At 69.2% G+C, this 11,179-nt stretch carries 11 protein-coding genes; all 11 read left to right on the top strand.

Annotated elements, in window-relative coordinates:
• The coding region (locus AC08OP_RS12910) for a DNA methyltransferase (protein WP_476614406.1) at positions 1–174 on the top strand (174 nt) is incomplete at its 5' end.
• A 293-nt stretch (positions 175–467) separates the two neighbouring features.
• Positions 468–1,151 carry a recombinase family protein gene (locus AC08OP_RS12905; protein WP_476614405.1) on the top strand — a complete coding sequence of 228 codons (684 nt, stop codon included), beginning with the start codon at positions 468–470 and terminating at the stop codon, positions 1,149–1,151.
• A 148-nt stretch (positions 1,152–1,299) separates the two neighbouring features.
• Positions 1,300–3,519 carry a recombinase family protein gene (locus AC08OP_RS12900; RefSeq protein WP_476614404.1) on the top strand — a complete coding sequence of 740 codons (2,220 nt, stop codon included), beginning with the start codon at positions 1,300–1,302 and terminating at the stop codon, positions 3,517–3,519.
• 60 nt (positions 3,520–3,579) lie between these two features.
• Positions 3,580–4,476: a hypothetical protein gene (locus AC08OP_RS12895; RefSeq protein WP_476614403.1), complete on the top strand. Its 897-nt coding sequence runs from the start codon at positions 3,580–3,582 to the stop codon at positions 4,474–4,476.
• A gap of 322 nt (positions 4,477–4,798) precedes the next feature.
• A complete protein-coding gene (locus AC08OP_RS12890; RefSeq protein ID WP_476614402.1) occupies positions 4,799–4,984 on the top strand; it encodes a hypothetical protein in 186 nt (61 codons plus the stop codon).
• Between the two features lie 40 nt (positions 4,985–5,024).
• A complete protein-coding gene (gene rfbB / locus AC08OP_RS12885; protein ID WP_476614401.1) occupies positions 5,025–6,020 on the top strand; it encodes a dTDP-glucose 4,6-dehydratase in 996 nt (331 codons plus the stop codon).
• A 95-nt stretch (positions 6,021–6,115) separates the two neighbouring features.
• Complete coding sequence (locus tag AC08OP_RS12880) at positions 6,116–6,592, top strand: hypothetical protein (protein WP_476614400.1); 477 nt, start codon at positions 6,116–6,118, stop codon at positions 6,590–6,592.
• 280 nt (positions 6,593–6,872) lie between these two features.
• Positions 6,873–7,463, top strand: a complete 591-nt coding sequence (locus AC08OP_RS12875) for a dTDP-4-dehydrorhamnose 3,5-epimerase family protein (RefSeq protein ID WP_476614399.1) — start codon at positions 6,873–6,875, stop codon at positions 7,461–7,463.
• A complete protein-coding gene (locus AC08OP_RS12870; protein WP_476614398.1) occupies positions 7,460–8,599 on the top strand; it encodes a DegT/DnrJ/EryC1/StrS aminotransferase family protein in 1,140 nt (379 codons plus the stop codon). The genes AC08OP_RS12875 and AC08OP_RS12870 overlap by 4 nt, the downstream gene beginning before the upstream one ends.
• A gap of 25 nt (positions 8,600–8,624) precedes the next feature.
• Positions 8,625–9,911 carry a DUF6365 family protein gene (locus AC08OP_RS12865; protein WP_476614397.1) on the top strand — a complete coding sequence of 429 codons (1,287 nt, stop codon included), beginning with the start codon at positions 8,625–8,627 and terminating at the stop codon, positions 9,909–9,911.
• A 106-nt stretch (positions 9,912–10,017) separates the two neighbouring features.
• On the top strand, positions 10,018–10,992 hold the full coding sequence (locus AC08OP_RS12860; protein WP_476614396.1) for a pyridoxamine 5'-phosphate oxidase family protein: 975 nt from the start codon (positions 10,018–10,020) through the stop codon (positions 10,990–10,992).
• The last annotated feature ends 187 nt before the right edge of the window (positions 10,993–11,179 follow it).

The raw sequence follows: 11,179 nt of genomic DNA, 5'->3' as shown, positions 1-11,179 counted from the left end.
CCCCAGGGCACGGTTCTTGATCCCTTCTCCGGCGCCGGAACGACCGGCCGGGCCGCCCGCCAGCTGGGCCGCGCATATGTCGGGATCGACCGCAATCCAACGTTTCATGACCTCGCCAAGGCCGCGCTGGCGCAGGAGCAGGCGGCCGGGAGTCCGGACGGGCTCGCCGCATGAGCCGCGCGACGACGCGCCCACAAGCGCAGTCCGAGGCACTGGCGGTCAACGCCGTCGTGATGGTGGCTGAACCTGGCCACCGGCGCCCCTGGAGCGGTATAGAACCACCTGCGGTAGTGCCTCGCCACGGCCGGTATCGCGAGTCGATGTGTGGTCTCCCTGGCCGGCGTTACAATTCGCCGCCGACGAGCCCGGACTACCCGAGTTCCCTTCGGGAACGTTTCCCATCTCGTTTCAGCCGGCGTTACGCTCCAGGCCCCGGCGACCTCTTCGTCACAAGAAAGGTGATCGTCGTGAAGCGAACCACCCTCCGGCTTCCCTCGATACGTCCGACGGAGAGCCACACCCCCGGCATCCTGGTCTCGGTGACGATCCAGACACCGACCGGCACGACGGGCCAACGCCCTGACCGGACCCGCATAGCGGATGGCGTTCCGCGCGCGGCGTTCTACGGCCGCACGAATGCACGGGGAGTCAACGCCGCGCACATTGTGGCCCGACAGTACGAGCAGTGCGTCGCAGCCGCGGCCGATCGAGTCGCCATCACCAGTTTCTTCTACGACTTCCCGCAGCCGATCGATGAGATCACGGAACTGGCTGTCCGCGGCGCGCACGGCCCACGGCATCGCGACGGCGGATGGGACGACCTTGCCACCACGCTGACGGGAGCGGACGGTCCCTTCGACCTCATCCTGTGCGCGTCGCTTGACCGGATAGCGCGCAACCCGCGTGATCTCGACGCCCGATGCTCTCTCGCCCACGACAACCAGGTCGTCATCGTCAGCGCCGAGGAGCTACCCGATCTCCTCCGACCACGCTCGCCGCGCACCCGATCCTTCGACCGCGAAATCCTCTTCGCCGCACACGGCTACGAGCCTCAGAGCCCAAGCGGCACTGACGATCTGTCGAGGAGGGTCCGGAGAGGCAAAGCCGGACGCCGTCCAGCCGAAAGCACACCTGACGCGGCGACCCAATGAAGGCCGCGAAGGGTGGAAGCGGCCACGACCGTGACCTCGGCACCCCCGCGGATGCCCCTGAGATGGACTTCCAGGTCCGTACCGTCGACGGCGCCGCAGGCGAGCGTTTGGCCCGCGAACAAGCAAAGGTGATCAAGGATGTGGTGGAGTGGGTAGCCCAGCAGAGATCCGGGCATGGGCAGGATCGCGCCGCGTAAACGGCAATCATTCCGGTGGGACAGACGGGACGCAAACCCAGCCGTCATACATACGCGTGGCGTGGGCGGGACGCACCTCCACCTATGATCAGCAAGATCCTACGCTGTCGCTCCCCCGGCAACTGCGGACCTGCCAGCAAGTCCTCCCCGACAACGCTGTCGTTGTGGCGCACTTCTATGACATCGAGTCCGGCCGCAAGGACCTTTCTGAGCGTGGGCGAGGTCGTGCCCACGAGATGTTCGAGATCCCGATACCTCGCGACGGCGGCATCTCCGACCTCCTGGAGGAGGCTCGACGCCCGGACCGCAGGTTTGACGTTGTGATCTGCGAGTCCATCGACCGGATCTCCCGCCGTGCCTACGTCGCCACCGAGATCGAACACCACCTCGAACAGGCCGGGGTCCAGCTCCTGGCGGCCGACGAACCGATCCATCTTGGTCGGGACGGGCGCCGCCCGAAGATGGCGACCCAGGTGCTGACCCGCCGCGTCAAGCAGGGCGTCGCCGAGTGGTACGTCACCGAGATGCTGGAGAAGTCGTGGGACGGCACCGAGGTCCACACCGAACACGGCTATAACATCGGCAAACCTCCGTACGGCTACGCGGCGCATCGCATCCCACACCCGGTCCCAGCCAAACGGGCCAAGGGCCAGAAGAAGATGCGCCTAGAGAAACACCCGACGGAGGGACCCGTCGTGGAACTGATCTTCAGGTTGCGTGTCGTCAATCGCCTCGGGTATCAGACGATCGCGGACCAGCTCAACCGCGATCTTGTGAGCAACCCTCCTCCGACGCCTGTGGAGCCGGCGCGCGCCATCGGGCATTGGACCTATTCCAACGTCCGTGACGTTATCACTAACCCGAAGTACACCGGGCACATGGTGTGGAACCGGCGTGCGCGCAAAGGCAAGGGCAGGAACCGGATCAACCCAGTCGAGGACTGGGTTTGGTCGCCATCGCCGTCACACGAAGCTCTGGTCGACCTGGAGACCTATGTACAGGCACAACAGGTCGCGGAACGCCGCGAACGCTCCCGTACTGCGCCCGGCCCGAGCAGACATCCCGGTGCTACTCGGACGTATCCGTTACGCAGCTACCTCTTCTGCGCCCTGTGCGGGCGTCGAATGTGGGGAAAGCCTCAACGGGGCACGATCTACTATATTTGTGCGGCCAAGAAGAACTACCGCCCATCCGGCCACCCCACCGCAAGCATCTGGATACGGGAGGCCGATCTACTCGACGGTCTATCCTCCTTCCTGAGCGAGAAGGTGTTCGGGCAGTACCGGAGAGACCTCCTCGCTTACAACCTCAAAGACATCGACACGGGCCGGCGACGGGAACGGGAGAAGCGAGCTGGCGCTCTACACAGGGCCATCGCGGAGACCGAGACCAAGCGCAAGCGACTCGCCCTCAACCTCGCACATATCGACGACCCCGACCAAGACCTAATCCGAGACATCAACGAGGGGCGCGCCGCATTGCAAGCTGAAATAGACAAACATCGAGAAGAACTGACCGCAATAGACAACGAATCCGAACGCGAGTCCAACCCAACGCTGCTCGACCAGTTGCCCGTCAGCCCGGTCGACCTCGCGAGCCTTCCCGATGACCTGTCCCGGAGGCTGTTCGAGGTTCTCCGGCTTGAGATCCAATATGACCGGGCAACCCACCGGGCCGCCTGCCGCATCGTCCTGACCGGCGTGACGATCCAGGCAGCGGTCCGCGAGACGGGACGCATTGTACCGTTTGCCCGACAGAACGTAACCAAACCTGCCGTGTTGGCCGTTGAGGAGCCAGGGATGAGACCCTCCACCACCGCGACGACTGCACGGGTCTGCACGTTGCCCCGTTGGGGGCACACTCAGGGTAGTCAATCTGCTACGAAATGGACGGGCGCGATCTACAGCGGCCACAAGTTCGTTGTCACCGCCGCCGAGGGCCACCGCGATGCGCTGCGCGACTACCTATACAGGATGGGGGTGCGTACCGCCAAGGGCGTCTACGAGGTGCCGCTGCACCGCCAACCCGTCCTGGGCCTGCCTGCCCCGGCAGGTGGCCTGCCCCAGGCGGAGCGGTTCGCCGCGACGCACCTGTGCCTGCCGATGTGGAAGGGCCTGTCCGACGATGACGTCGACCGGGTCGTCGCCGCGGTCAACCGGTGGCGGCCCTAACCCCGCAGCCCATGCAGACACCGGGGACGCTGCCCGCGTCGACTGGCCCGTGTATCCACAGTGGACACCCGACGGTACGGGCCACAGTATCTGACCACCACCGACGCCGAGGCCATGGGCTGGAAGGAGTTCTGCGGCCGGCTGCCGCTGCTGCACGCCACCACGGTCGCCGGTCTGCAGCTGGTCGTGGTGGGCAAGTCGGTGACCTGGAGCGACCGCGACCTCAACGTCTACGCCGGAACTCCCGGCCGTTCGGTGCGCTCCTGGCTCGACCTCACCGGCGACGAGTTCGCTGCGGCGCTCGGCTGGCACCCGCAGGTCGCGGCGCGGGTAGCGGCCGAGTTGGACGCCGACGTGTACGTCACGCACGGGTTCAACCCCGACGACACCTCCCCGGACGCCCACTCGGTGGCCTCGAAGTTCCACACCCACCTGCACGTCCCGCAGTACCATCGCCGTCGCCGAGTCACGCCGGCCCGGCTGACCGCCTTCGACCGCCTGGCGCTCGTCGAGCCGTACGTCGCGGTGTTCGCCGACCGGGCTTCACGCCCTGCACCGACTGCTCGACGACCTGCACGCCGGCTACCGGCAGGTCGTGAACGCGCTCACCGACGGCACCGAGGAGACCGCAACCGGCTGCGCCCGCCTCCGGCGACCGGGTGGGCGTCGACTTTGTTCCCCAGGTGGTCAGCACCTCCGGCGCGGCGAAGGTGCTGCACCCGGCCGGGCCGACGCTGGTGGTCAAGGACACCGGCCCCGCGTCAGCGGCCGAGCTGGCGCGGATGGCCGACTTCCACGCCGTGGTCGTCACTGCGGCGGGTGCCATCCGGGCGGCACCGAGATGATCGCCAATGGCGGCAGGCCGCCGCCCGAGCGCCGGTTCCCAGCTGGGTGGTTCAGCCCCCGGCGGCCGGCCCCGCCCCGGCGCCAGCCAGGGCAGGCGTGTCGGCGAGGTAGCGGCGCAGCGAGGTCTTCGGGATGCTTGGTCTTCGCGGCGATTGTGCCGAGGCTTACCCCCCTGCGCCTTGCGCAGCCGGGCGTACTCGATCTTCTCCGGGGGTGGGCTAGGTGCGGCCCACCGACCGGCCGGCGGCCTCGGCCACGGCGCGGGAGTGCGCGGCGCGTTCGGCTGTGAAGGTGCGTTCCATCTCGGTAAAACAAGGCGAGGAACAGGAAGGCGATGTGGCCCATGCCCTCGTCGCCGGTGTTGATCGGTAGCGGGTCGGCGAGAATTCGTACGCCGATGTTTCGCTCGGCGAGGTCGTGCACGAGGTTGAGGATGGACCACGAGGCCGCCGACAGCATCGCCGAGGCGGCGTACCGCGACCCGGACTCGCCGACCGCGATCAGCGGCTTCGACGACCGAGCCCAGGCCGCGGCCCACCGCAGCGCCCCGGGGCGACTACGACGACGAGTATCCCCACGGGCTGACGTACCAACAATCCGCCGATTGTTCTACTTGTGAGATTCTGGCGCGTCAGGGGTCGCCCGTAGGATGCCGGGTCATGAGGATGCTCGTCACCGGCGGGGCCGGGTTCATCGGCGCGAACTTCGTCCACCACACCATCTGCAACTACCCGCAGTACGAGGTGTGCGTGCTGGATGCGCTGACCTATGCGGGCAACCGCGACAGCCTCGCCCCGATCGCCAACAAGGTCCGGTTCGTCCACGGCGACATCTGCGACGCCACCCTCGTCGACCGTCTCATGGCTGAGCACGACGTGGTGGTGCACTTCGCGGCCGAGTCGCACGTCGACAACTCGCTGCACGACCCGGAGCCGTTCATCCGCACCAACATCCTCGGCACCTACACGATCCTGGAAGCGGTGCGCCGCCACGACAAGCGGCTGCACCACATCTCCACCGACGAGGTCTTCGGCGACCTGGCCCTCGACGCGGTCGACAAGTTCACCGAGGAGACCCGCTACGACCCTTCCAGCCCCTACAGCGCGGCCAAGGCCAGCTCGGACATGCTGGTCCGCGCGTGGGCGCGCTCGTTCGGGGTGGCCGCCACCCTGAGTAACTGCGCCAACAACTACGGTCCGTACCAGCATGTGGAGAAGTTCGTCCCCCGCCAGATCACCAACGTGCTCGTCGCCGAGCGGCCCAAGCTGTACGGGGCGGGTGAGAACGTGCGGGAGTGGACCCACGTCGATGACCACAATGACGCCGTGCACCTGATCCTCACCAAGGGCGCCCCGGGGCAGACGTACCTGATCGGCTCCGGCGACGAGCGCAACAACACCGAGATCCTGGCGCTTATCCTGGAGCTGATGGGCCAGCCTGCGGACGCCTTCGACCACGTCTCCGACCGGCCGGGCCACGACCTACGCTACGCCAACGACTCCACGAAGATCCGCACCGAGCTGGGCTGGGAGCCCCGTTACGGCGATTTCCGCGCCGGGCTGGCCGCTACCATCGACTGGTACCGCACCAACGACTGGTGGTGGAAGCCGCAGAAGGACGTCACCGAAGCCAAGTACGCCGAGCTCGGCCGGTAGCCCCCAGAACCTTCCTCGACGTTCCCCTCCTCGTGTCCCGTGTCAAGATCTTGGCTCAGGAATCCTGACCTGAAGGTTGGGTTTTCTGGATCTTGGTGGGGGGATTTGAGAGCGGGATCGCTCCAGCCGGTCACCAGCGTGATCTTGGGGAGCTCCCCGGTGACCGGGTCGGCCAGGACGTCGGTGAGCGGGCGGCCAGCGAGGCGCTCGGCCTCGGCCAGGGCGAGCTGGACGGTGACGACGGCCTCGGCGCCGGTGCAGGTCGGGGCGATGTGCCAGCCGAACTCGACCTTCGAGAAGTAGTCACAGACCCCGGCGAGGGTGAGGCTATGTGGCCGTCGACGGCCATCATCGCGTGGATCTTGCGATGGCCCCAGGCCGGCCAGTCCGCGGCGTACTTCGCCGCCAGCGGTTCGATCTGGTCGACGACCGGGGTGGGCCACGGCCCCTTCCCGATCGGTCCACCCGTCCGCGCGGTGGCCTGCCAGCGGGCATACGTCCGGTGTATCCCGGGAGTACGCGGGCATCAGGTGACCTGCGTGTCGTCGTCAAGTCCGAAGTGCCGGTCGTAGTCGGACAGCGGCCTGTGCTCGACGTCGGTGTCGGTGAGCGCCAGTGCCCGACGTAGCTGGGCTGCGGCGGCGGCATGGGCGGGATCGGTGCCGGTCTGCCGCGACGCCCAGCAAGCGAGGCGGCACCGTTCACGTTCTTTCAGCCGCTTGGAGTTGAGAGGGGCCGGACGGCGCCCTTGAGCGCGTTTCGAGGTCGGATCGACCGCCCGCGACGACGCTGGACTCCGCCGCCATGACTCCTGCCGCCATGGCTTCCCCCGCCCTGACTCCCGGAGGTACCGTGCGGATCGAGGAATCGGGGATAGCGGGCGTTCATCGGGTCTACCCGAAACGCTGGGACGACGCCCGCGGCAGCTTCTACGAGGGATTCCGCGCGGACCTGCTTGGCCAGGCCCTGGGCCACCCGTTCGACGTTGCCCAGATCAACTACTCGGTGTCCCGGAAGAACACCCTGCGCGGCCTGCACGGGGTGCTGATTCCGCCGGGCCAGGCCAAGTACGTGACGTGCGTGCGGGGCGCGCTGGTCGACATCGCGGTCGACCTGCGGGTGGGTTCCCCGACGTTCGGCCGGCACGAACGCACCGTGCTGGCCGCCGGCACCGGCGAGGCGGTGCATATCGCCGAAGGGCTCGGCCACGGTTTTCTTGCCCTCGAGGACGACACCTGCATCTGCTACGTCGTCTCCACCACGTTCGTTCCGGGTACCCAGTTCGAGGTGAACCCGCTGGACCCGGAACTCGACCTGCCCTGGGGCACCCCTGCCGAGCCGATCCTGTCGGCCAAGGATGCCGCCGCGCCCCTTCTCCAACAGGCGCTCGCCGCCGGTCTGCTGCCGGCCTGGCCCGCCGTCGACGAACGGAGCCCGACGTGATCAACGTGTTCCAGCCCTCGGTGGGCGCGGCGGAGCTCGCCGCCGTGGCCGAGGTCTTCCAGAGCAACTGGCTGGGTGCCGGGCCGCGCACCGCTGCGTTCGAGAAGGAGTTCGCCGGGTATCTCGACGTGCCTGCCGAGCACCTGCTGTTCCTGAACTCCTGCACCTCGGGGCTGTTCGTCGTCGCGGACCTGCTCGACCTCGTGCCCGGCGACGAGGTGGTCCTGCCGAGCATCAGCTTCGTGGCCGCTGCCAACGCCATCGCGGCGCGCGGCGCCACCCCGGTGTTCTGCGACGTCGACCCGCGCACCGTCAACCCGCGGGTCTCCGACGTGGCGGCCTGCCTCACCGAGCGGACCCGAGCCGTGCTGCCGCTGCATTACGGCGGGCACCCCGGTGAGATCGAGCAGGTCGCGCGGTTGTGCCGGAAGCGCGGGATCGCCCTGGTGGAGGACGCGGCCTGCGCGGTCGCGTCCAGCGTCGACGGCCGCCGGGTGGGGACCTTCGGCGACTTCGCCGTGTGGAGCTTCGACGCAATGAAGATCATGAGCACCGGTGACGGCGGGATGCTCTACGTCCGCGACCCGCGGGTGCTGGAGCGCGCCCGCCGGCTGGCCTACCACGGGCTCGCGCAGTCCAGCGGCTTCGCCCGCGCGCGGGTCTCGCACCGCTGGTGGGAGCTGGACGTCCAGGACTTCGCCCGCCGCCTGATCGGCAACGACCTGACCGCGGCGATCGGGCGCGTCCAGCTCGGCCGGCTGCCGGAGTTCATCCGGCGCCGCGCGGAGCTCGTCGCCCGATACGACGAGCAGCTCGGCGACGTCGGCGAGCTGACCCTGCCGCCGGCCCCACCCGCCGGGCACCAGAGCTCACACTATTTCTACTGGGTGCAGTTGGACCCCGAGCTGCGTGACCAGGTCGCGGCCCTGCTGTACCAGGCCGACATCTACACGACGTTCCGCTACCCGCCGCTGCACAGGGTGCCCGCCTACGGCGCGGACCCCGACCTGGTCCTGCCGGGCACCGACGCCGCCGCCGACGGCACCCTGTGCCTGCCGCTGCACCAGGGCCTCACCGACGCCGACGTGGACACCGTCGTCGGCGAGCTGCGCGCCGCGTTGGACAAGATCCGCTGACGGCTGGGAAGACAGGCGAGTACTCATGCGACTTCTCTTCCTCGCACTGGTCGTCGACGAGCATCACGAGGTGGCGATCGGCATCGATCTGGCGAACCAGCTCCGCGAGCACGGTTTCGACTGCCACTTCCTGCTGGCGCCGTACAACACCGGCCAGGCCGCCCGAGCCGGGCACCCGTTCACGGTTGTCACGCCGGAGCACGGCGTCGACCTGCGGGACGTCGTACGCACCCTGATCCGCGGGCTGCGGCCCGACGCCCTCGTCCTGAGCGACTACATCGGCCACTGGCTGACGTGCACCTACACCTACGACACCGATCCGTGGTTCGTCGACGATCTCGACCTGCCCGTGCTGCCGATCGACCTGTACGAACTCGCGGCGGGCGGGCTGGGCCTGGAGATCCGGGGCAGGGCCACCGAGGTCAGTGACCGCATCCTGTCGATGCCGGCGCGGCTGCGCCCGGTCCCGGTGGCCCGGCCCGCTGGCGCGCAGGTCGCCCCGCACGCCTTCCCCTACCGGTGCACCCGGGTACGGCGGCGCGATCAGGCGACCCGGGCCCGGGTGCGCGAGGAGCTCGGCCTGGGCCCCGACGACCGGCTGCTGATGATCCCCGGCCTGCGGCCGCAGCACGCGATGCTGACCCGTGGCGACGAGATGACCGGCCGGCTCGCCGCCCGCGTCCCGGAGCTCGTCGTCGAGTACCTGCGCGAGCTGCCGGCGAGCACCCACATCCTGATGATGGGGCCGACCTTCGACGCCTACCGGGCGCTGCCGCCGAAGCGGACGCACCTGCGGCCCGAGCACACCGCCGGGGAACACGACGATGCGGTGAGCGCCGCGGACGCCGTCTGGTCATCCTACTTTCCGGCCGCCTCCCTGGAGGTGGCCGTCCTGGCGGACGTCCCGGGCCTGCTCACCACGAACAGCCTCGACGTCCCTGCCGACGACCCGGGAGCGCTGGCCCGCCTGCTCGGCCCGGTGTCCGGGACGGTCGAGACCTGGCTGCGCGGTTTTCCCGACGGCCTTCCCTCGTTCTCGCTGTGGCCGTGGCGGTGGAACGGGGTGATGCGCCCGCTCATGCGCGACAACCCGTTCCTCGCCGCCGGGCGCACGGCGGAACTGCTCGACCATTCCCGGGTGGTCCGCAGCCTGCATGACATGTTGTACGAGCCGGCCGCGCGGGCGGAACTCGACGCGGCGCGCGCCGAATACCACGCGGCGCGCGCCGAATACCACGCGGCGCTGCGCGAAATACCGCCCACCCGGGACGTGGTGCTGGCCGCCGCCCGGCGGGCGGGCGTAAACGTCTGAAGAGAGCGGCGCGGATCCCGCGACACGCGCCGCGACCTGGGATACTTGACCTCAACTCAACTTCACCTTTTAGCCTGGTGGTCGATCTTTCGAGAACGGAGGTTTCATGGCGATCGACCCACAGGTCTCGGCGGTGCTGGCCGAGATACGCGTCGTAGAATTCAGCACAATCACGAAAACGGGTGGGACAAATACCCGGCCGATGGCGGCGAGCTGGATCCCGCAGACCGGGCAGATAGTCATCACCACGCCGCTGGCCTACGCCGCGAAGGTGTCCAACGCCCGGCGGGACAGCCGGGTGGCGGTCCTCTGCTCCGACTTCACCGGCAGCGGCCTGCCGGACTCCGCCCCCGCCGTGCTGGTGCAGGGGACAGCGACCGTCCCGGACGGCGTCGCCACCCCGCAGGACATCCCCGACTACTGGCGGGTCCTGTTCCGCAAGACGCCGACGCTGGTCGAGGAGTTCGCCTCGAACGAGGCCCGGGCCACGATGGACTGGTACTACTGGCGGCTGCCCATCGTCATCACGCCGGACCGGGTCCACGCCGTGGAGCGCACGCCGGCCGGCGGGGCCCTGGAACCGCCCGCCCCCTGGTTCGGCCCCCTCCAGGAGCGGATCGACGACGCCCTGCGCCGCTACCCGACCGCCGTGCTGACCGCCCCGGACGCGGCCGGCCACCCCAGCTCCGCGCGCGTCGCGCTGGCCCGGCAGGAGGGGCAGGACGTGCTCGCGGTACGCCCGCTCCAGCCGTTCGCCGGCCGGCCGGGACCGGCTAGCCTGCTCTGGCACCGGCACAACGGCCAGTCGGGCGACATGAGCTCCCTGCACGTGGCCGGGACCGCGACGACCTCCGACGGCGGCTGGAGCTTCTCCCCCGAGCGGGTACCGGGCGAGCCGGACGCCACCGCCGACACGGGCGCGGGTGCGGCCGACGCGGGTGCGGCCGACGGCGGCTACGACGCCGGCGAGGAGGACTGGATCGCCGACGCGCGCCGCCGCTCCGAGCTCTACCTGGAGCGGCGCGGCCTGCCGCGGCCGAGGGTCGACTGGGACGCACTGGCCGCCTGCGCCCCGCGCTGACCCAGGTGGCGCGGGCCCGCGCCCGTGCCCGCGTGCCCGAACGCCGTGTCCCACCCGTGCGGGACACGGCGTTCGGATCCAGAACCAGCCTTCGGGTCCGAACCAGCCGGGGTCCCCAGCCAGCGTCCCCAGCCAGCGTCCTCAGCCAGATCCGCGGCCAGCATCGGGGCCGGCCAGGGCATCGACC

This window comes from Frankia sp. CeRuru1, from assembly GCF_977966315.1.
This window is presented reverse-complemented; position numbering and strand designations above follow the sequence as displayed.